This window comes from Citrobacter sp. MNAZ 1397, assembly GCF_023613995.1.
Taxonomy (GTDB): Bacteria; Pseudomonadota; Gammaproteobacteria; order Enterobacterales; family Enterobacteriaceae; genus Phytobacter; species Phytobacter ursingii.
The window spans coordinates 825,419-845,418 of sequence record NZ_JAKIVH010000001.1; the positions used below are offsets into that span (position 1 = coordinate 825,419).

At 54.3% G+C, this 20,000-nt stretch carries 19 protein-coding genes; 13 read left to right on the top strand and 6 right to left on the bottom strand.

Translation table 11 applies throughout. The features are described from left to right. Positions 1-53 precede the first annotated feature (53 nt). The 3 genes from flgN to flgA all read right to left on the bottom strand — a co-directional run bounded on the left by flgN (position 54) and on the right by flgA (position 1,532). Positions 54-476, bottom strand: a complete 423-nt coding sequence (gene flgN / locus L2097_RS03740) for a flagella biosynthesis chaperone FlgN (RefSeq protein ID WP_047369841.1) — start codon at positions 474-476, stop codon at positions 54-56. A gap of 3 nt (positions 477-479) precedes the next feature. Further along, positions 480-770, bottom strand: coding sequence for a flagellar biosynthesis anti-sigma factor FlgM (flgM, locus tag L2097_RS03745; RefSeq protein WP_047369842.1), 291 nt, complete (start codon positions 768-770; stop codon positions 480-482). Positions 771-866: 96 nt separating this feature from the next. Continuing rightward, positions 867-1,532 (bottom strand): flagellar basal body P-ring formation chaperone FlgA, encoded by a 666-nt coding sequence (gene flgA / locus L2097_RS03750; protein ID WP_085006722.1) that lies wholly within the window; start codon positions 1,530-1,532, stop codon positions 867-869. A gap of 165 nt (positions 1,533-1,697) precedes the next feature. Between flgA and flgB the strand changes: the two genes are divergently transcribed. The 11 genes from flgB (at position 1,698) to flgL (ending at position 11,586) form a co-directional block, all read left to right on the top strand. Beyond that, positions 1,698-2,114, top strand: a complete 417-nt coding sequence (gene flgB, locus L2097_RS03755; RefSeq protein WP_047369844.1) for a flagellar basal body rod protein FlgB — start codon at positions 1,698-1,700, stop codon at positions 2,112-2,114. Positions 2,115-2,116: 2 nt separating this feature from the next. Further along, positions 2,117-2,521 carry a flagellar basal body rod protein FlgC gene (gene flgC, locus L2097_RS03760; protein ID WP_047369845.1) on the top strand — a complete coding sequence of 135 codons (405 nt, stop codon included), beginning with the start codon at positions 2,117-2,119 and terminating at the stop codon, positions 2,519-2,521. 12 nt (positions 2,522-2,533) lie between these two features. Then, positions 2,534-3,220, top strand: a complete 687-nt coding sequence (gene flgD, locus L2097_RS03765) for a flagellar hook assembly protein FlgD (RefSeq protein WP_047369846.1) — start codon at positions 2,534-2,536, stop codon at positions 3,218-3,220. A gap of 26 nt (positions 3,221-3,246) precedes the next feature. Then, entirely contained in the window at positions 3,247-4,512 is a 1,266-nt protein-coding gene (gene flgE / locus L2097_RS03770; RefSeq protein ID WP_250352155.1) for a flagellar hook protein FlgE, read from the top strand. Positions 4,513-4,532: 20 nt separating this feature from the next. Continuing rightward, a complete protein-coding gene (locus L2097_RS03775; protein WP_250352156.1) occupies positions 4,533-5,288 on the top strand; it encodes a flagellar basal body rod protein FlgF in 756 nt (251 codons plus the stop codon). 15 nt (positions 5,289-5,303) lie between these two features. Then, positions 5,304-6,086 carry a flagellar basal-body rod protein FlgG gene (flgG, locus tag L2097_RS03780; protein WP_041851741.1) on the top strand — a complete coding sequence of 261 codons (783 nt, stop codon included), beginning with the start codon at positions 5,304-5,306 and terminating at the stop codon, positions 6,084-6,086. A gap of 57 nt (positions 6,087-6,143) precedes the next feature. Beyond that, entirely contained in the window at positions 6,144-6,842 is a 699-nt protein-coding gene (locus L2097_RS03785; protein ID WP_047369849.1) for a flagellar basal body L-ring protein FlgH, read from the top strand. A gap of 12 nt (positions 6,843-6,854) precedes the next feature. After that, complete coding sequence (locus L2097_RS03790) at positions 6,855-7,949, top strand: flagellar basal body P-ring protein FlgI (RefSeq protein ID WP_250352157.1); 1,095 nt, start codon at positions 6,855-6,857, stop codon at positions 7,947-7,949. Next, positions 7,949-8,905, top strand: coding sequence for a flagellar assembly peptidoglycan hydrolase FlgJ (flgJ, locus tag L2097_RS03795; RefSeq protein WP_047369851.1), 957 nt, complete (start codon positions 7,949-7,951; stop codon positions 8,903-8,905). The genes L2097_RS03790 and flgJ overlap by 1 nt, the downstream gene beginning before the upstream one ends. Before the next feature lie 75 nt (positions 8,906-8,980). Continuing rightward, complete coding sequence (gene flgK / locus L2097_RS03800; protein WP_250352158.1) at positions 8,981-10,621, top strand: flagellar hook-associated protein FlgK; 1,641 nt, start codon at positions 8,981-8,983, stop codon at positions 10,619-10,621. Positions 10,622-10,635: 14 nt separating this feature from the next. Continuing rightward, positions 10,636-11,586: a flagellar hook-associated protein FlgL gene (flgL, locus tag L2097_RS03805; protein WP_085007580.1), complete on the top strand. Its 951-nt coding sequence runs from the start codon at positions 10,636-10,638 to the stop codon at positions 11,584-11,586. A gap of 76 nt (positions 11,587-11,662) precedes the next feature. Here the strand turns inward: flgL and L2097_RS03810 are convergent, their stop codons facing one another. Continuing rightward, positions 11,663-12,877: an MFS transporter gene (locus L2097_RS03810; RefSeq protein ID WP_085007579.1), complete on the bottom strand. Its 1,215-nt coding sequence runs from the start codon at positions 12,875-12,877 to the stop codon at positions 11,663-11,665. 118 nt (positions 12,878-12,995) lie between these two features. On the opposite strand from L2097_RS03810, the gene L2097_RS03815 reads away from it, so the two are divergent. Beyond that, positions 12,996-13,934 carry a LysR family transcriptional regulator gene (locus L2097_RS03815; RefSeq protein WP_250352159.1) on the top strand — a complete coding sequence of 313 codons (939 nt, stop codon included), beginning with the start codon at positions 12,996-12,998 and terminating at the stop codon, positions 13,932-13,934. Positions 13,935-13,974: 40 nt separating this feature from the next. Here the strand turns inward: L2097_RS03815 and rne are convergent, their stop codons facing one another. Further along, positions 13,975-17,166, bottom strand: a complete 3,192-nt coding sequence (gene rne, locus L2097_RS03820) for a ribonuclease E (RefSeq protein WP_250352160.1) — start codon at positions 17,164-17,166, stop codon at positions 13,975-13,977. A gap of 572 nt (positions 17,167-17,738) precedes the next feature. Here rne and rluC point away from each other — a divergent pair. Next, positions 17,739-18,695 (top strand): 23S rRNA pseudouridine(955/2504/2580) synthase RluC, encoded by a 957-nt coding sequence (gene rluC, locus L2097_RS03825; RefSeq protein WP_172399103.1) that lies wholly within the window; start codon positions 17,739-17,741, stop codon positions 18,693-18,695. Positions 18,696-18,732: 37 nt separating this feature from the next. Here the strand turns inward: rluC and L2097_RS03830 are convergent, their stop codons facing one another. Next, positions 18,733-19,980 carry an MFS transporter gene (locus L2097_RS03830; protein WP_250352161.1) on the bottom strand — a complete coding sequence of 416 codons (1,248 nt, stop codon included), beginning with the start codon at positions 19,978-19,980 and terminating at the stop codon, positions 18,733-18,735. Positions 19,981-20,000: the final 20 nt, after the last annotated feature.

The window sequence follows — 20,000 nt, forward strand, 5'->3', positions numbered from 1 at the left end:
AGGGAGTCGCCCCTGACAGGCGACTCCCGCAAAGAAGAATGTGAACGCGACAGCTAGATGGAAATCTTTTTTCCGCCCCTGCTACCCGTAAAGGTCTGACCATTCGCACCATAAAGCCCAGGCTCCTGGTGAGGTTTCAGTACCTCGAGCGCTTTTCGGTTAAGGGCAATTTGCCCTTCGAGCAACCAGCCGTTGTGCTGGTTCAGATCGCGCAGGTGTTGCGTTTTTCGGGTGATTATCTGCCAGCGATCGGCAATATCGTCGTTCGCGCTACTTTGCACTTTCTGCGCTTCGCGACGTTGCTGCTCCAGATAATCCAGTGTGGCAAGCAATGAGCTTTTCTCTTCCGTGATGCGCTGCAGCGTACTGCTATGCACATGGCCCACAGAGAGTTGTTTTTGCTCAGCATCCATCACGTCTTTTAATGCGTTCAGGATAACTGTCATTTGATCAAGAATATCTGACAGTTGATTCATACATTATTTACTCAAGTAACTCTGCACTTCGTTAATCAGGGCATCAGCGATTTTGCCGGTGTCCATCTTCAGCTCACCATTACGGATTGCCGTTTTCAGTTGTTCAACGCGTTCCATATTGACGTCGCCGCTGCCCGGCTGCATCAGTTTGGATTGGGCATCGCTCAGCGTTACGCTCGTGCTGTTGGCGGTCTTCGATTTTTCCAGACGTACTTTCTGTGCCTGGGTGTCGCTGGTCTCACGTGTTGTAACGGTGCTAACCGGCTTTAAAGGCGATGTACGATCAATGCTCATAGTGTGTTGTCCTCATAGAGGTTTTCCGGCGTTTTGGGTCTGCCATCTTCAGTCGTTGCTTATTTATCGGCAGATGCCGCAAATTCTTTAAAAAGATTATAGGTTAATCAGAATATTCCCATCAGCGCCGACAATTCCACTTACAATTTGCCCTGAAGACATGCGTACCCGGGCACTTTGCGACACCGCCGCATTGTTCAGTGCCTGGCCTTCACTATTGACACTAAAGCCTTCGCCATTTGCTACAACCATCACGCGCTGGCCGGCTTTTACTCGCCAGGCCTGGCGCAGCATCGAGAGCTGAACCGGTTGATCGGGTGAGAGATCGCGCAGGCTAACAGCATCTTGTGCCTGAGAAATATCGAGCATTGTTTTCGGCGGTAACTGATCGAGCCTGCCGCGTTTGAGCGCTACACTTCCCGGCGTCAGAACCGTGCCGCGGGCAATCGCCTGAGCGGCGACAACATAATTTCCCGTCGCCTGGACGTTCACCTGTAAATAGCGTTTTTCGTTACCGCAGTTGGTCAATACGTTGACGTTTCCCCATAGCTGAGCGTACCCCGTCAAACTTAAGGCTGGTTGCTCGCAAGTGGGATAAAGATTTTTCGGCGTGCGTATTGTTACCACCACCTCGTCACTAAAGCCAGCCAGTCGTTGTGCAAAAAACGCGGTGAGCTGCGCTTTTAAGTCTTGCGCCAACACTTGCGGGCTTAAAATCAAAAACAGCAATGCCGCGGCTAAACCGCTTTTCAACGTGTTCATCGCAGACCCCTGCCTGTTGTTTGTTGAAGAGATGACAGGATTCTACCCGCCATACAAATCTATCAACGGAATAAATAGCGACGCATTTTGCGCTTATTCCGTCGATAAGGCGCGCGTAATGAGATTTAAGCTGTTGACTAAATAATTGTCATCAGCGGGGAAGCCATGCTCGATAAACTTGATGCCGCGTTACGGTTCCAGCAAGAAGCACTGAATCTGAGCGCGCAGCGCCAGGAAATCCTGGCCTCCAATATTGCTAACGCCGATACCCCGGGGTATCAGGCGCGTGATATGGATTTTTCCAGCGAACTGAAGAAGGTGATGGAACGTGGCCGGGCAGAGAACACAGGCGTCTCGCTGGCGTTAACTTCCAGTCGTCATATTCCGGCGCAAGCTATCTCCACCCCCTCTGCGGACCTGCTTTACCGTATTCCGGATCAGCCGTCAGCCGATGGCAACACCGTGGATATGGATCGCGAGCGTACACAGTTTGCGGATAACAGCCTTAAGTATCAGACAGGGCTGACCGTGCTGGGCGGGCAGATTAAAAGCATGATGTCCGTGTTGCAGGGGAATAACTAACCATGGCTTTGCTGAATATCTTTGATGTCGCTGGCTCTGCGTTAACCGCGCAGTCTAAACGTCTGAACATGGCCGCCAGTAACCTGGCAAACGCCGACAGCGTTGCCGGACCGGACGGAAAACCTTATCGCGCTAAACAAGTCGTTTTTCAGGTGGATGCTGCACCTGGCCAGGCGACGGGCGGCGTAAAAGTGGCGGGCGTTGTTGAAAGCCAGGCGCCCGACAAGCTGGTTTATGAACCCGGCAACCCACTGGCGGATGCGAAGGGCTACGTCAAGATGCCTAACGTTGATGTTGTCGGTGAAATGGTGAACACCATGTCTGCGTCCCGCAGCTATCAGGCGAACGTGGAGGTGCTCAACACCGTTAAAAACATGATGCTTAAAACGCTTACCCTCGGCCAGTAAAAGGAGACATAAATGTCTATCGCCGTAAATGTGAACGACACATCCAGCAACAGTGTCAGCTCCACCAGCAGCAGTAGCAGCTCGTCTCCGCTGACCACGAGTAGCGCGTCAGATCTACAGAGCAGCTTCCTGACCCTGTTAGTCGCACAGTTAAAAAACCAGGACCCGACCAACCCGCTTCAGAACAATGAGCTGACCTCGCAGCTTGCGCAGATCAGTACGCTGAACGGGATTGAAAAACTGAATACCACGCTGGGCTCTATCTCCGGTCAGATCGACAGCAGCCAGGCGCTGCAGGCGAGCAACCTGGTGGGCCATGGGGTGATGATTGAAGGCACAACGGTTCTGGCCGGTAACTCAACAACAACACCGTTTGGCGTTGAATTGACCCAGGCTGCAGACAAAGCGACCGCGACCATCACCAGTAAAGACGGCACTGTCGTTCAGACCGTTAACCTGGGGCCGCTAACCGCGGGTGTCCACACCTTTAGTTGGGATGGGAAGCTTTCAGACGGCACTACCGCCCCCGACGGTTCTTATAAAGTTTCTATCGCCGCCAGTTCAGGCACTACGCAACTGGTTGCTCAGCCGCTGCAATACGCTCTGGTTCAGGGTGTAACGCTGTCGGATTCAGGCAACAAGTTAGATTTAGGTACCTACGGCACCACTACGCTCAACGAAGTTCGGCAGATTATTTAAGCCTTAACACTTATCAGGAGTAAGTCATGGCCTTTTCACAAGCGGTCAGCGGTCTGAATGCTGCGGCCACCAACCTCGATCTTATTGGTAACAACATCGCCAACTCCGCTACGTATGGCTTTAAATCCAGTACTGCGTCCTTCGCCGATATGTTCGCGGGATCTAAAGTAGGTCTGGGCGTTAAAGTCGCCGGTGTTACCCAGGATTTTAATGACGGCACCACCACCAATACCGGCCGTGGCCTGGACGTTGCGATTAGCCAGAACGGCTTCTTCCGTCTCGTTGATACCAACGGCTCTGTTTATTACAGCCGTAACGGCCAGTTCACGCTGGATGAAAACCGCAACCTCGTGAACATGGAGGGGTTGAAAGTGACAGGCTTTCCGGCAAGCGGTACCCCTCCGACTATCCAGTCGGGTGCTAACCCAACGGCGATTACTATCCCGTCGACGCTGATGTCAGCACAAATCACGACGACGGCTACAATGCCCGTTAACCTGAACTCGTCTTCGAAGACGCCGACGGTGACAACGTTCGATCCGACTAACGCTGACAGCTACAACTTAAAAGGGCCAATCACCGTTTACGACAGCCAGGGTAACGCCCATGACATGAATGTGTTTTATGTCAAATCAGCTGACAATACATGGGATGTCTACACCCAGGATTCCAGCGTAACGGGCTCTACGGCGACCAAAGCAGCGCAGATGGTCTTTAACCAGAACGGTAGTCTGCAAGGTGTATATAACTACACCCTGAATACCACTACCGGTAATTATGACTTGTCCACAACGGCGAATACGAACCCGGCCATTACTGTCACCTCCGGTACACTCAGCGGCGCGACGCCGGCGACATTCTCCCTGAGTTTCCTGAACTCCATGCAGCAGAACACCACCAGCGCTGTCGTGAGCACCTCGCAGAATGGCTACAAGCCGGGTTCGATGGTGAGCTACACCATTAACGATGACGGCACCATCGTGGGTTCCTACTCCAATGAACAGAAACAGGTATTGGGGCAGATTGTTCTGGCGAACTTCGCCAACAACGAAGGCCTGAAATCTGAGGGTAATAACGTATGGTCTGCCACTAACTCATCCGGCGTTGCGCTGCTGGGCACGGCGGGTACCGGTAACTTCGGTTCGCTGACCAATGGTGCACTCGAAGCTTCTAACGTGGATCTGAGTAAAGAACTGGTCAATATGATCGTCGCGCAGCGTAACTATCAGTCGAACGCGCAGACCATCAAAACCCAGGATCAGATCCTTAACACGCTGGTTAACCTGCGTTAATCGGCTGACGGGATGGTCTAATGGATCACGCAATATACACAGCGATGGGTGCGGCAAGTCAGACGCTGAACCAGCAGTCTGTCACCGCCAGCAACCTGGCCAACGCGTCAACGCCTGGTTTCCGTGCGCAGCTTAGTGCATTGCGTGCGGTTCCGGTAGAAGGGCTGTCGCTGCCGACACGTACACTGGTCGCCGAGACCACGCCTGGCGCTGATATGACGCCAGGCGACCTGAACTATACGTCACGCCCGCTGGATGTTGCTCTGCAACAGGACGGCTGGCTAGCGGTGCAGAGCGCGGATGGTTCCGAAGGGTATACCCGTAACGGTAACATTCAGGTGACGCCGACCGGGCAACTGACCATCCAGGGGCATCCGGTAATGGGTGAGAGCGGACCCATTGCCGTACCGGAAGGTTCGCAGGTCACGATTGCTGCGGATGGCACCATTTCCGCGCTGACTGCCGGCGACCCGCCGAACACGGTCTCTCCGATTGGCAAACTGAAACTGGTGAAAGCCAGCGGCAGTGAAGTGGTACGTGGCGATGACGGTCTTTTCCGCGTCAGCCAAAGCGCACAAGCCACTCGCGGTCAGACGTTACAACCGGATCCGAACATTCGCGTGATGTCAGGTGTGCTGGAAGGCAGTAATGTCAAACCTATGGCAGCGATGGCCGATATGATCGCCAGCGCCCGCCGCTTTGAAATGCAAATGAAAGTTATTGGTAACGTTGATGAGAATGCGCAGCGTGCCAACCAGTTACTGTCCATGAGCTAATAAACAGGATTTCCTATGATAGGTTCATTATGGATCGCTAAAACCGGCCTCGATGCCCAGCAAACCAATATGGACGTTATCGCCAACAACCTGGCGAACGTCAGCACCAATGGTTTCAAGCGTCAGCGCGCGGTATTTGAAGATTTGCTTTACCAGACAATTCGTCAGCCTGGCGCGCAATCTTCTGAACAGACAACGCTGCCTTCTGGCCTGCAGATTGGTACCGGTGTTCGCCCTGTGGCCACCGAACGTCTGCACAGTCAGGGTAACCTCTCCCAGACGAACAACAGCAAAGATGTGGCTATCAAAGGTGAGGGCTTCTTCCAGGTCCTGCTGCCGGACGGCACCTCTGCCTATACCCGTGACGGTTCATTCCAGGTTGACCAGAATGGTCAACTGGTAACGTCGGGCGGCTTCCAGGTTCAGCCAGCTATTACCATTCCGGCTAACACGCTGAGCATCACCATTGGTCGTGACGGTGTGGTCAGCGCCACGCAGCAGGGTGCGACAGCGCCTGTGCAGGTCGGGCAGCTTAACCTGACAACCTTTATGAACGACACCGGTCTGGAAAGTATCGGTGAAAACCTGTACCTCGAAACACAGTCTTCCGGTACGCCGAACACCACGACGCCGGGGCTGAACGGGGCAGGTCTGCTGTATCAGGGGTATGTAGAAACCTCGAACGTAAACGTGGCAGAAGAACTGGTGAACATGATCCAGGTTCAGCGCGCTTATGAAATTAACAGCAAAGCGGTATCGACCACCGATCAGATGCTGCAAAAACTGTCGCAACTCTAAGGCGTTATCCGGTGCGGCACAGGCTGCACCGGAACCCTGATTTCGAAGATGAATGTAATGCAAAAAAACGCCGCGGGCCGCTACCCCCTGTTAGCTTTACTGGCACTGATGTTGAACGGATGTGCCTGGGTTCCCTCAACACCGCTGGTGCAGGGCGCAACGACCGCTCAACCGATGCCGGGACCCGTTCCGGTGGTCAATGGCTCTATTTACCAGACTGCGCAGCCTATCAACTACGGCTACCAGCCGCTGTTTGAAGACCGCCGTCCGCGTAACGTCGGGGATACATTGACGCTGGTGCTGCAAGAAAACGTGAGCGCCAGTAAGAGTTCATCAGCGAACGCCAGCCGCGATGGCAAAAGCAGCTTCTCTATGGATACGACGCCACGCTACCTGGAAGGCCTGTTCGGCAATTCGCGCGCAGATCTGACAAGCGAAGGCAGCAACTCGTTCAACGGGAAAGGCGGCGCCAACGCCAGCAATACATTTAGCGGCACATTGACCGTCACGGTCGACCAGGTGCTGATCAACGGCAATTTACATGTGGTGGGTGAAAAACAGATCGCCATCAACCAGGGCACTGAATTTATCCGCTTCTCAGGTGTTGTGAACCCACGCACCATCAGCGGCAGCAATACTGTTCCGTCCACGCAGGTGGCGGACGCGCGCATTGAGTACGTCGGCAATGGCTATATCAACGAAGCGCAGAATATGGGCTGGCTGCAGCGTTTCTTCCTTAACTTATCGCCGATGTAACCGGGGTGAATTATGTTTAGATTTCTGGCTGGAATAGCGTTGGTGCTGGTGGCGTTCGTCGCCCAGGCCGACCGCATCCGGGACCTCACCAGTGTACAGGGCGTACGTGAAAACTCCTTAATTGGTTATGGCTTAGTGGTGGGTCTTGATGGAACGGGTGACCAGACCACCCAGACGCCATTCACGACCCAGAGCCTGAATAACATGTTGTCGCAGATGGGCATCACCGTCCCGGCTGGCACCAACATGCAGCTCAAAAACGTTGCGGCGGTCATGGTCACCGCCCAGCTCCCGGCGTTTGGCCGTCAGGGGCAGACCATTGATGTGGTGGTCTCTTCTATGGGTAACGCTAAAAGCCTGCGTGGCGGTACGCTGCTGATGACTCCGCTCAAAGGGGTGGACAGCCAGGTATACGCGCTGGCGCAGGGGAATATTCTGGTTGGTGGCGCAGGTGCCTCTGCGGGTGGCAGCAGCGTGGCGGTTAACCAACTTAACGGTGGGCGTATCACCGGTGGGGCCGTGATTGAGCGTGAACTCCCTTCCCAGTTTGGTAATGGCAATACCATTAACCTGCAACTGAATCAGGACGACTTCACGATGGCGCAGCAGATTGCTGACACCATCAACCGTCGCGGCATGGGCGGCGCAACTGCGCTGGATGCCCGTACGGTGCAGGTCCGTGTGCCGCAAGGTGGCAGTTCGCAGGTGCGCATGCTGGCGGATATCCAGAACCTGGAAGTCGGTGCCGCGCCGCAGGACGCGAAAATTGTTATCAACTCTCGCACCGGTTCTGTTGTTATGAACCGCGAGGTGACGCTGGATAACTGCGCCGTTGCACAGGGGAACCTCTCTGTCACGGTCAACCAGTCTGCTAATGTAAGCCAGCCGAACACGCCGTTTGGCGGTGGTCAGACAGTGGTCACGCCGCAGACACAGATTGACCTGCGTCAGAGTGGCGGTTCCCTGCAGAGCATTCGTTCCAGCGCTAACCTGAACAGCGTGGTACGCGCACTGAATGCGTTGGGTGCGACTCCCATTGATCTGATGTCGATTCTGCAGTCAATGCAGAGCGCAGGTTGCCTGCGGGCTAAGCTGGAGATCATCTAATGCTGACTGACAGCCGTTTGATGGCGAGCGCGGCATGGGACGCGCAATCGCTTAATGATCTGAAAACCAAAGCCGGACAGGACCCGCAGACGAACCTGCGGCCTGTGGCGCGTCAGGTTGAAGGGATGTTCGTGCAAATGATGCTCAAAAGCATGCGCGAGGCCCTGCCAAAAGACGGCATTTTCAGCAGCGATTCCACGCGGATGTACACCAGCTTATATGACCAGCAAATTGCGCAGCAGATGACGGCCGGCAAAGGGCTTGGTCTGGCCGATATGATGGTTCAGCAGATGTCAGGCGGTCAGGCGCCGGTGGCGCCGGGTGACCAGATGCAGCAGGTGCCGATGAAGTTCGACCTCGAAACCATCAATACCTATCAAAGCCAGGCGATAACGCAAATGGTGCGCAAAGCGTTGCCGAAAGCGCCGGAAAATAATGACGAGCCGCTGAGCGGCGATAGCAAAGACTTCCTGGCTCAGCTCTCTCTGCCTGCCCGACTTGCCAGTGAACAAAGCGGGGTGCCGCACCACCTGATCCTGGCGCAGGCTGCACTGGAATCCGGTTGGGGCCAGCGACAAATTACCCGTGAAAACGGCGCTCCGAGCTTTAACATCTTCGGCGTGAAGGCGACGCCCAGCTGGAAAGGGCCGACCACCGAAATCACCACCACAGAATATGAAAATGGCGAAGCCAAAAAGGTCAAAGCCAGGTTCCGTGTTTACAGCTCGTATCTGGAAGCGCTCTCTGACTATGTCAGCATGCTCAGTCGTAATCCGCGGTATGCGGCGGTAACGACAGCGGCAACGCCGGAACAAGGCGCACAAGCGCTGCAGAACGCGGGTTATGCCACCGATCCGAAATATGCGCAGAAACTGACGAGTATGATTCAGCAGCTTAAGTCTATGGGCGAGAAGGTCAGTAAAGCCTACAGCAATGATATTGAAAATCTGTTCTGAAATGACTCAAGTTCAGCTCCGGGTTGCCGATAATCGTTAGCAGGACTTATGTCTCAAAGTTTATAAGGAACCTCAATGGCCAACTTGATTAATACCGCAATGAGTGGGCTCAGCGCAGCCCAGGCGGCGCTTAATACCACCAGTAATAACATTTCAAGTTATAACGTGACGGGCTATACCCGCCAGACAACAGTCCTGAATGCGGCGAATAGCACACTGGGTGCTGGTGGATGGATTGGCAACGGTGCGTTAGTCACTGGTGTACAACGTGAATATGATTCTTTTATCACCAACCAGTTACGCGCAGCGAATACGCAGAGCAGTAGCCTGACGACCCGTTATAACCAGATGTCAAAAATTGATAACATGCTGTCGGGTTCAACCAATACTCTGGCCACTGCGTTGCAAGGTTTCTTCTCCAGCGTTCAGACGCTGGTCAGTAACGCCGAGGATTCATCATCCCGACAGAGCGTACTGGGTAAAGCTGACGGTCTGGTTAACCAATTTAAAGTAGCCGATCAGTACCTGCGCGATCAGGACAAACAGGTCAATACCTCGATCTCATCAAGCGTCGATCAGATTAATAACTACACCAGCCAAATCGCTAATCTGAACGACCAAATTTCACGTCTGACGGCAGTAGGCGGTGGCGCATCGCCGAACGACTTGCTGGATCAGCGCGACCAACTGGTGAGTGAGCTGAACGGCATTGTGGGTGTCGAAGTCAGCGTCCAGGACAACAGTACGTTTAACATCACAATGGCGAATGGCTACACGCTGGTTCAGGGCAGTACATCCCGTCAGCTGGCAGCGGTAGCATCCAGTGATGACCCTTCCCGTACGACGGTTGCTTATGTTGACCCGACCGCAGGGAACATTGAAATTCCGGAAAAACTGCTGACCACCGGTTCACTGGGGGGCGTGTTGACCTTCCGCTCTCAGGATCTGGATAAGACGCGCAACACGCTGGGCCAACTGGCTTATGCGTTCGCTGATGCCTTCAATGCGCAGCATAAACAAGGCTATGATGTCGAGGGTGATCCTGGTACTGACTTCTTCACAATTGGCACGCCGGCAACCCTGAGTAATGCGAAAAACACCGGCACTGGCGCGCTGACAGCAACAATCAGCGATCGTAACCAGGTGCAGGCGACGGACTACAAACTGATCAAAACCGATACTGGCTGGAATGTGACCCGACTGGCGGATAATACGGCGTTTGCCGTCGCGCCTGATGCCAGCGGCAACCTCAATTTTGACGGTCTGAAAATCAGCGTTTCCGGTACAGCGAACAAAAACGACAGTTTTACGGTGAAACCGGTCGTGAACGCGATTACCAATATGAGCGTTGCCATCACCGATGAGTCGAAAATTGCCATGGCGTCCAGCGCGACATCCGGCAAAAGCGACAACACCAATGGTCAGGCGCTGTTAAATCTGCAAAACAGCAAAGTCATCGGTAATACCAAAAGTTTTAACGATGCCTATGCGTCAATGATCAGTTATGTCGGTACGACCACGTCAACGCTGAAAACCAGCAGTACTACGCAGGCGAATGTGGTTACGCAGCTTTCTGACCAGCAGCAATCGATTTCTGGCGTCAACCTCGACGAAGAGTACGGTAACTTGCAGCGTTACCAGCAATATTATCTCGCAAACGCGCAGGTGTTGCAGACGGCAAACACGCTGTTCGATGCGATACTGAACGTACGCTAAGTAAGGGGTAAGAGATGCGTATTAGTACTCAGATGATGTATGAACAAAACATGCGCGGTATCACCAATTCACAGACTAAGTGGATGGATTATGGCCTGCAAATGTCGACAGGTCAGCGCGTGAACAAGCCTTCTGATGATCCGATTGCCGCCTCCCAGGCTGTCGTGGTTTCGCAGGCGCAACAGCAGAACGAACAGTATAAAACCGCGCGTACTTTCGCTACCCAAAAAGTCTCGCTGGAAGAAAACGTGCTGTCACAGGTGACCACTGCGGTGACGTCGGCTCATACGTCCCTGGTTGCGGCGGCGAATGGCACATTGAGCGACGACGACCGCGCATCTATGGCGACGGAGCTACAGGGTGTCCGCGATCAATTGCTTAACCTGGCAAACAGCACGGATGGTAACGGCCGCTATATTTTTGGCGGTTATAAAACCGATACCCCCCCGTTTGATGCATCGGGAGCTTATAATGGCGGCAACGTTGCCATCTCTCAGCAGGTGGATGCGTCCCGTAGCATGGTGATTGCCCATACGGGTGACCAGGTTTTCAATAGCATTACCAGTAATGCTATTCCGGAACCTGGTGGCGGCACTTCGCAAACCAACGTGTTCAGTATGTTAGATGACGCGATTGCGGCGCTGAAAGTCCCGGTTTCGGGTGATGAGGCTGCACAGGCTGTCTCACAGGCAGCACTGGACAAAGCCAACCGTGGACTGACTAACTCGTTGAACAACGTATCGACCGTTCGTGCGCAGTTGGGTACACAGTTACAAGAGCTGACCAATCTTGATGAATTGGGTGATGACCGTTCGCTTTCGCTGAAAACACAGATGAGCGATCTCGTCGACGTAGACTGGAACTCGGTCATATCGTCTTACACCATGCAGCAGACGGCATTGCAGGCATCCTATAAAGCATTTAGCGACATGCAAGGCATGTCGCTGTTCCAGCTCAATAAGTAATCTTCGCTTTAGAACATGTCTGGAAACTGGAACATGTTCTGTGTGCCTGCACCGGTCTCCGGTGCGGGCCTTTTTTTTATCCGATATTCCGCGATTCTGCCGCGAGACGGCGGTTATCCACTAAACGGATCACCAGGGCGACTGCGCCTGTCAACGTTGCCAGCGCCACCACGCCAGGCCAGGCGGCGATAGTGTAGATCTTACTACCCAGCGCAGACCCCAGCGCCATACCAATGAACACGACGGTAAAGAGCAGCGCATTCAGGCGGCCACGCGCTTTTGGCTCCAGGCCATAGACCAGATTCTGGTGTGCCACGAGACTGGATTGTAAGCCCAGATCAAAACCAACGGCTGACAGCGCTATCAGTGCCAGTTGACCATGCGGTGACAATACCGGCAGTGCGAACATCAAAGCAAAGGAGAGGGTGACCAGCGCCGCACCCAGTTGGGTCACTTTTTCGGCACCGACTTTATCTGCCAGCCCCCCGGCTAATGGCGCCGCCAGCGCACCTGCTGCGCCTGCAATACCAAACATACCTGCGACTGCGCTTCCGAGATGATATTTTTCCAGCAACATAACGGCGAGTGTTGACCAGAAAGCGCTAAACGCAATGGATAAAAAGCCCTGTGCAAACGCAGCACGGCGTAGGGCAGGGTAACGTTGCCAAAGGTGCGCCATCGTTTTCATTAACGCCGGATAACTCAGCGTTGAATGCGCGGCGAAACGCGGCAATACAAACCACATCAGCGCGGCGATAAAGGCAATGCTTACCGCTGCAAGCTGGAACATAATGCGCCAGCCAAAGGCGGCGCCGACAACACCGCTCACGGTACGAGAAAGTAAAATCCCCAGCAGTAAGCCGGTCATCACGGTACCGACGGTTTTCCCCTGCTTACCCTCAGGCGCAAGGATGGCGGCGGCGGGAACGATATCCTGCGCCATGGTTGCCGCCATCCCTATCAAGAGACTGATCAGCAATAATCCGGGTAACTGTGTCATCAGGCTACAGGCCAGTAGCAATAAGGCCAGTGCCGCGCTTTTAACCAGAATAAGATGGCGACGATCGTAACGGTCACCCAGCGGCAATAAAAAAAGGATGCCCAGCGCGTAGCCTGCTTGCGTTAGCGTTGGGACCAGCCCCATTCCGTTAACGGTTAAATGCAGGTCGCTGCCCATCAGCGGTAATAACGGTTGTGCATAATAAATCGCCGCGACGCTGAAACCCGCCCCCAGCGCCAGCGCAAAGATAATCCACTGCGCCGGGTTTATCGATTGAGAATGACGGTTCATAACTTTTCCTCAAACATATTCATAGTTGGTGTGAATCTATTTTTGACGAATCCAGCGTGACGCGGTAGCCAGCGGAGTGGTAAAACGGTTATACGTGAAACGTATAGTGAGAATTTAAATGCAGCGTACAGAACGTATAGACCGCGTCGATTTAATGCGCACGCTGGTGCGCATTGTTGAAGCGGGGTCGCTATCGGCCGCGGCGCGTCAACTCAATACCACTCAGGCCACGGTAAGTCGTCGTCTGCAGTCGCTGGAAACCATGCTTGGGGTCAAACTGGTTCTTCGCACCACCCATGCGATGAAACTTACCGACGATGGTGAGCGCTGCTATCAACATGCGAGACGCGTGATTGATTCCTGGCTTGCGCTGGAAGACGAACTGAGCCAGACAGAAGACGAGCCCGTCGGGATGCTTCGTGTACGGGCGCCCCACGCCTTCGGCCAGGAGCAACTTCTGGCTCCGCTGACACATTTTCTCGAGCGCTATCCTCAGCTTTCTGTGCAATGGATGCTGAACGATAAGATAGTCAACTTTCTTAGCGACAACATTGATTGCGCGATTCGTGTCGGGGCGGAGGTGGACCCGGCGACCGTTTCCGTTCTGCTTGCCGAAGTTCCACGTTGTATCGTCGCATCGCCGACGCTGCTGGCCCGTGTTGCGGAAATCCACACGCCGCAGGATCTTGGCGCGTTACCGTGGATTGCGTTAAGCACCTTCTATCAGCATAACGTAGCGCTCACAAACGCGCTCAGTGGTGAAACAGAACACGTCATCATCGCTCCCAGGCTCTATACCGACAGTTTATATGTGACGCGTAATACGGCGTTGACGGGACTGGGTGTGGCCATTGTCTCAAGCTGGACGGTACAACAGGATATTGAACAGGGCAGACTGGTGGTTTTACTGCCCGAGTGGCAGATTCCACCGTTGCCTGTGCATCTGGTCTACCCGTGGGCGCGTTATTATCCGGCACGTTTGCGGATGTTTCTCCAGCTGATGCGCGAGGTGATGCCGGGCCTGAGCGGTATGCAACAGCCTGCGCTGAAAGCATAAAAAAGCCGACCCGGAGGTCGGCTTTTTATCAGCATAGTGCTTATTCTGCTGCGTTCGGACGCGTGGCCGGCGCAGTTGCCGTATGCGTGGCGCTGTGACCGCCTGCTGAGCCTTTGCCGTCAAAGTTGAACTGCGGACGGACCCAGTCACTGTGACGCGGCGCTTCCGGCACATAGGCAGGTGCGGGTGCTTTGGTCATCGGCGCCGTGGCATGGTTGGCCTCGCCGGCTGCAACAGGTGCTGCAGTGAGCGGTGCAGTAGCTTCAACAACCGGCGCTACCGGAGTAGCTTCTGGCTGTTTGTCTTCAACTGCAGCGTGCGGTTGCTCCGTAACCGGCGCCGCTTCTTCAACCGCTGGCGTGATATCAGCAGGTTCAGCGGCCTGCGCCACCTCTTCGGCGACCGGACGGTCTTGCTCTGCGATCAGTTCAGGCTGCGCTTCAACCGGCGTTTCAATCACTTCCGGATGCGTGGTGTCGACCACAACAGGCTCTGGCTCGATAACCGGCGCCTGTGGTGCGACTTCAACCACTTCTTCGCCATGTACCTGCGCCTCAGACACAACTGGCTGTTGTTCTTGCTGTGCGGCTAAGACAACCTGTTCAGCCTCGGCAATCGCTGGCGCGACATCATTAGCGACGGCATTGTTTTGCTGCTCAACCGCCGGTACTTCTTGCACCTCGTCCTGAGGACGGGCAACCGGGTAGCGAATCCAGACTTTACCGGACGCCATCTCAGGCGAAGCGCAGGCAATCTCCAGCGGCATGGCGGACTGGGTCGGGTAACGCTCATCACGGTAACGGCGACGACGCTGACCGCTTACGCGCAGATGACGCGGTGAACGGCGAGAACGACGCGGCATGCCTGCAGTATCGCGATTTTCTGCGGTTTCTTCTTGCTCAGCGGTGTTTTCGACAACCGCTGGCAGATCCAGTTTCGCCAGATCGGTACGTTGTGCGGACGCTTCCGTGGTTTTCGGTTCGGCTGCAACAACAACCTCTTCATTGGTGTTTGTCTGAGCACCATCGATACGGATTTTTTGGTTCAACTGACGCGGCTTACGACGCGGCATCACCTGAACGCGCTCTTCCTGTTCGGTTTCCTGCTCAGGCTGTTCTTCACGGTTCAGCGCTTTTACATCCTGCTGCGGCTGGCGTTTTTCGTCGCTATTACGACGGCGATTACGCTCGCGGCGGGAAGGTTGCTGCTCATCACGCTGTTTGCTTTTTTCCGTCTCTTCCGCGGCTACCGGAACTGGCTGGCGAGCTTCACGCGCCTCGGCATTTTGCTGCGGTTTCTCACGGCGGTTGCGGCGGTTTTCATCGCGGTTGTTCTCACGACCTTCACCACCTTCTCCACGCGGCTCTCGGCGTTCATTGCGATCGCGGCGGTTACCCTGACGCGATTTACGGCGATCTTGCTGGCGCTCCTGCTTCTCTTCCGTCTTCTCTTCTTTAACGTCGGCTGGCGCCGCAGTTTCACCACCCGCAAACAGGTTTTTCAGGGCGGAGAAGAAACGGCTCAGAAGACCCGGCGCCGCAGGCGCTGCGACAGCAGGCGCGCTGATGGCAGCCGGTTGCGGTTTCGCTACCGGTGCTTCCGGAACGGTAGGCGCAGGTGGAACATCCGGCATGACGAAGGTCGCCAGTGCAGGCTGCTCAGGACGTTTACGCTCAGCAGCTTCTTCGTCTGACGGCATGGCCATCTCTTCTTCATGCAGCTTCGGCAGCATGTAGCTGAGGGTGGTGGTCTCTTCGCCTTTACGTACGCGCAGTACGGAGTAGTGCGGTGTTTCCATCTGATCGTTCGGTACGATCACGCAACGCACACCACCCTGGCGGGTTTCAATAGCGCTTACGGCGGCGCGTTTTTCGTTCAACAGATACGAGGCAATCGGCACCGGAACGATGGCATGTACTTCCTGCGTATTCTCTTTCAGCGCTTCTTCTTCAATGAGACGAAGAATAGAAAGTGACAGGGATTCGTTGTCACGGATAGTCCCGGTTCCGCTACAACGTGGGCACACATGGTGACTGGACTCGCCCAGTGACGGGCTCAGGCGCTGACGGGACATCTCCAGCAGGCCAAAGCGAGAAATATGGCTGATTTGAATACGCGCACGGTCCTGACGAACGGCCTCGCGCAGACGGTTCTCCACCGCACGCTGATGGCGTACCGGCGTCATATCGATAAAGTCGATAACGATCAAACCGCCGAGGTCACGCAGACGCAGCTGACGTGCAATTTCGTCGGCTGCTTCCAGGTTAGTGTTAAACGCGGTTTCTTCGATATCACCACCGCGAGTTGCACGCGCGGAGTTGATGTCGATGGCGGTCAACGCTTCGGTACTGTCGATAACGATAGAGCCGCCGGACGGCAGACGGACTTCACGCTGGAAAGCGGATTCAATCTGCGATTCGATTTGGTAGTGGCTGAACAGCGGAATTTCACCGGTGTAGAGCTTAATTTTGCTGCTGAAATCCGGACGACCCAGCGCCGAGATATGCTGGCGAGCCAGCTCAAGCACTTTCGGATTATCGATAAGGATTTCACCAATGTCCTGACGCAGATAATCACGGAAAGCACGAACGATGACGTTACTCTCCTGGTGAATCAGGAACGGAGCAGGGCGGTTTTCAGCGGCTTTCTGAATGGCTTCCCAGTGTTTGAGACGGAAACTCAGATCCCACTGCAGGGCATCGGCAGATTTACCCACACCGGCAGTGCGGACAATCAGACCCATGCCATCCGGCAATTCGAGACTGGCCAGCGCTTCTTTCAGTTCGGTACGATCATCGCCTTCAATACGACGAGAAATGCCGCCCGCGCGCGGGTTGTTTGGCATCAGTACCAGATAGCTGCCTGCCAGGCTAATAAAGGTGGTCAGCGCAGCGCCTTTGTTGCCGCGTTCTTCTTTATCAATCTGGACAATAACTTCCTGACCTTCGCGCAACACATCTTTGATGTTCGGACGGCCATGAGAGTTGTAATTGGCAGGGAAGTATTCGCGGGCAATTTCTTTGAGGGGAAGGAAACCGTGACGTTCAGCACCGTAATCAACAAATGCAGCTTCCAGGCTCGGTTCAATACGGGTGATTTTACCTTTGTAGATGTTCGCTTTTTTCTGCTCGTGTCCAGGACTTTCAATATCCAGATCGTACAGACGCTGCCCATCAACAAGGGCGACACGCAACTCTTCTTGCTGAGTTGCGTTGATTAACATTCTTTTCATCGTAACTTACTCATTATTCTTACATTGACGACTAAGCTGCGGGCATGATGACGCCTTTCCGGGGGAGAACCGATGGCCTCGTGTCTGTTCACGTCGCCAACCTCACGGTTGTCGTACGCTTAAGAGGCGCAGTGTGTCGGTTGCCTGTATTTCCTGTGGAAAAAACAGCGCAATTATCAGGGGAACAGCCTGGGAAAAACTCTCCAGAGAAGATTCCATCTACCGGTAAGGACTGCAACCCGCAGCCCGCTAACTGCCTGAAAGTCCAATACGTCTTACGCCATTGCTGCGTGTATGGTCGGACAGGCAAAACTGGTCATTCCGCACAATTGCTTGTTAGAACAAGATCCAACGCGGAAAACTGCAACATTATTCCTTGCGAACCCTGTTATAGCAAGCTGACTTTTACCTTTTATCACCCGGTTACTCACAGTTTTTTCACTTTTGCCTGACGATTGGTTTAATAACCGCCAAAACGTCTGTGTAGAACGAAGCAGACCAGGATCAAAAGTAAATATAAGCATATAAAAATGAGTGGCGCTATTCATCGACGCTATTTAGAATCGCCTCCCATGAAAACTGAGACTCCTTCCGTAAAAATTGTTGCTATCGCCGATGACGAAGCGGGGCAACGCATCGATAATTTTTTGCGCACCCAACTGAAAGGCGTGCCAAAAAGTATGATTTACCGCATCTTGCGTAAAGGCGAAGTTCGCGTGAATAAAAAACGCGTGAAGCCGGAATATAAGCTTGAAGCTGGCGATGAAGTGCGCATTCCACCTGTCCGCGTTGCGGAACGGGAAGAGGAGGCGGTTTCGCCGCACCTGCAAAAAGTCGCCGCGCTCAGTGACGTTATTCTGTATGAAGATGACCATATCCTGGTGTTGAATAAACCTTCTGGCACCGCGGTACACGGCGGCAGCGGATTGAGTTTCGGCGTCATTGAAGGCCTGCGTGCATTGCGTCCGGAAGCGCGCTTTCTGGAACTGGTGCACCGTCTCGATCGCGACACCTCCGGCGTGCTGCTGGTCGCCAAGAAACGTTCTGCGCTGCGTTCGCTGCACGAGCAACTGCGCGAAAAAGGCATGCAGAAAGATTATCTGGCGCTGGTGCGCGGTCAGTGGCAGTCCCACGTTAAAGTGGTGCAGGCGCCGCTGTTGAAAAATATTCTCCAAAGCGGCGAGCGTATCGTGCGCGTGAACCAGGAAGGTAAACCGTCGGAAACCCGTTTCAAAGTGGAAGAGCGTTATGAGTTTGCCACGCTGGTGCGTTGTAGCCCGGTGACCGGACGTACGCATCAAATTCGCGTTCATACCCAATACGCGGGCCACCCCATTGCCTTTGACGATCGCTATGGTGACCGTGAGTTTGATAAACAGCTGGCAGGCACCGGGTTAACCCGATTGTTCCTGCATGCCGCAGCGTTGAAATTTACCCACCCCAATACTGGCGAAACCCTGCGTATCGAAGCGCCGCTGGATGAGCAGCTCAGGCGTTGTCTGCAAGTGCTGCGTAACCAGAAAGCATAAGCAAGGGCGGTCAGCATGACCGCCTTTCTTTATTATGTTATGCACGGGTCGGTTTAAGCGGCATCGCGGTATTCTTTTCCTGAATCGGCAGGTTGATCAGCGCCGCCAGTAGAGCCAGGGCGATATCTGCATACCATACCCAGTCGAGATTCCCTGCGTATTCCATGGCCAGCCCCCCCAACCATGCGCCTAAGAAAGCGCCGACCTGATGTGAAAATAAGGTAAAGCCAAACAGGGTCGCCAGATAACGGGTACCGAATAACTTTCCCACAATTCCTGCGGTTGGTGGCACAGTGGCAAGCCAGGTCAGGCCTATCGCACAGGCGAAGAGGTAGAACGCCATCGGCGTTTTGGATGACAACAAAAAAGCGATAATCAATATTGCACGGGATGCATACAGCACGGCGAGGATATATTTCATCGGGAATCGCTTCCCGAGAAAGCCCGCGAAAATACTGCCTGCGATATTACAAAGACCAATTAGCGAAAGGCTAATGGCGGAGACCGAGGCATCATGCCCGCACAGGCTAACTTCACTCGGCAAATGTGTGGTGAGAAACGCCACGTGAAATCCACAGGTCAAAAAACCTGCGTGCAGGAGCAGATAGCTGGGATGGCGAAATGCCGCGCGAATCTGCTGTTTAAGACCCGGGTCGTCTGACTGGGCAGGTTGAGCCAGCTTGGGGGAAGGCTTTTCGTTTTTCCGACACAGAAACCATGAGGGAATTATCGTCGACAGCGCGGCGAGGGCCAGGAAAACCAGCCCTGCGGCGACACCACGCAAACTGACAATCAGTTGTATCAGCGGAGCGAAGATAAATTGTCCCATGGAGCCACCGGCATTGATCATACCGCTGGCAACAGAGCCTTTATCGGAGGGCAATCTACCCGCAACAATGCCAATTAATACCGAGAAGCTACCCGCGGCAGCGCCAGCGGGGCTTAACAGCCCCTGCGCGAGGGTCAGTGGTAAAAATGAGGACGCCCACAGTGTGCCAAGTTGCCCCAGCGCAATGAGGATAGCGCCGATAACCAATACATTGAAGGCACCGCGCTTGTCTGCCCACGCGCCAAAAAGCGGCTGAAAAGCTCCCCACATCAGTTGGCCTATCGCCAGTGCCATACTGACTTCGGCAATACTCATGGTGGTGGAGTGGACAATAGGGTGGACAAACAGCCCCACCGTCTGCCGTACTCCCATGGTAATCATTAAAATCAGGCTGGCCAGGGCAATCAACGGCCATAGTCCCGCCGACGGCTGTTGAGATACGTGACGTTTATTCACCGGGGTTTCCTTAAATAATG

What these genes read in the sequence shown, in the direction of transcription:
- flgN (WP_047369841.1), bottom strand. Translation starts at nt 476, where the DNA reads ATGAATCAACTGTCAGATATTCTTGATCAAATGACAGTTATCCTGAAC.
- flgM (WP_047369842.1), bottom strand. Translation starts at nt 770, where the DNA reads ATGAGCATTGATCGTACATCGCCTTTAAAGCCGGTTAGCACCGTTACA.
- flgA (WP_085006722.1), bottom strand. Translation starts at nt 1,532, where the DNA reads ATGAACACGTTGAAAAGCGGTTTAGCCGCGGCATTGCTGTTTTTGATT.
- flgB (WP_047369844.1), top strand. Translation starts at nt 1,698, where the DNA reads ATGCTCGATAAACTTGATGCCGCGTTACGGTTCCAGCAAGAAGCACTG.
- flgC (WP_047369845.1), top strand. Translation starts at nt 2,117, where the DNA reads ATGGCTTTGCTGAATATCTTTGATGTCGCTGGCTCTGCGTTAACCGCG.
- flgD (WP_047369846.1), top strand. Translation starts at nt 2,534, where the DNA reads ATGTCTATCGCCGTAAATGTGAACGACACATCCAGCAACAGTGTCAGC.
- flgE (WP_250352155.1), top strand. Translation starts at nt 3,247, where the DNA reads ATGGCCTTTTCACAAGCGGTCAGCGGTCTGAATGCTGCGGCCACCAAC.
- L2097_RS03775 (WP_250352156.1), top strand. Translation starts at nt 4,533, where the DNA reads ATGGATCACGCAATATACACAGCGATGGGTGCGGCAAGTCAGACGCTG.
- flgG (WP_041851741.1), top strand. Translation starts at nt 5,304, where the DNA reads ATGATAGGTTCATTATGGATCGCTAAAACCGGCCTCGATGCCCAGCAA.
- L2097_RS03785 (WP_047369849.1), top strand. Translation starts at nt 6,144, where the DNA reads ATGCAAAAAAACGCCGCGGGCCGCTACCCCCTGTTAGCTTTACTGGCA.
- L2097_RS03790 (WP_250352157.1), top strand. Translation starts at nt 6,855, where the DNA reads ATGTTTAGATTTCTGGCTGGAATAGCGTTGGTGCTGGTGGCGTTCGTC.
- flgJ (WP_047369851.1), top strand. Translation starts at nt 7,949, where the DNA reads ATGCTGACTGACAGCCGTTTGATGGCGAGCGCGGCATGGGACGCGCAA.
- flgK (WP_250352158.1), top strand. Translation starts at nt 8,981, where the DNA reads ATGGCCAACTTGATTAATACCGCAATGAGTGGGCTCAGCGCAGCCCAG.
- flgL (WP_085007580.1), top strand. Translation starts at nt 10,636, where the DNA reads ATGCGTATTAGTACTCAGATGATGTATGAACAAAACATGCGCGGTATC.
- L2097_RS03810 (WP_085007579.1), bottom strand. Translation starts at nt 12,877, where the DNA reads ATGAACCGTCATTCTCAATCGATAAACCCGGCGCAGTGGATTATCTTT.
- L2097_RS03815 (WP_250352159.1), top strand. Translation starts at nt 12,996, where the DNA reads ATGCAGCGTACAGAACGTATAGACCGCGTCGATTTAATGCGCACGCTG.
- rne (WP_250352160.1), bottom strand. Translation starts at nt 17,166, where the DNA reads ATGAAAAGAATGTTAATCAACGCAACTCAGCAAGAAGAGTTGCGTGTC.
- rluC (WP_172399103.1), top strand. Translation starts at nt 17,739, where the DNA reads ATGAAAACTGAGACTCCTTCCGTAAAAATTGTTGCTATCGCCGATGAC.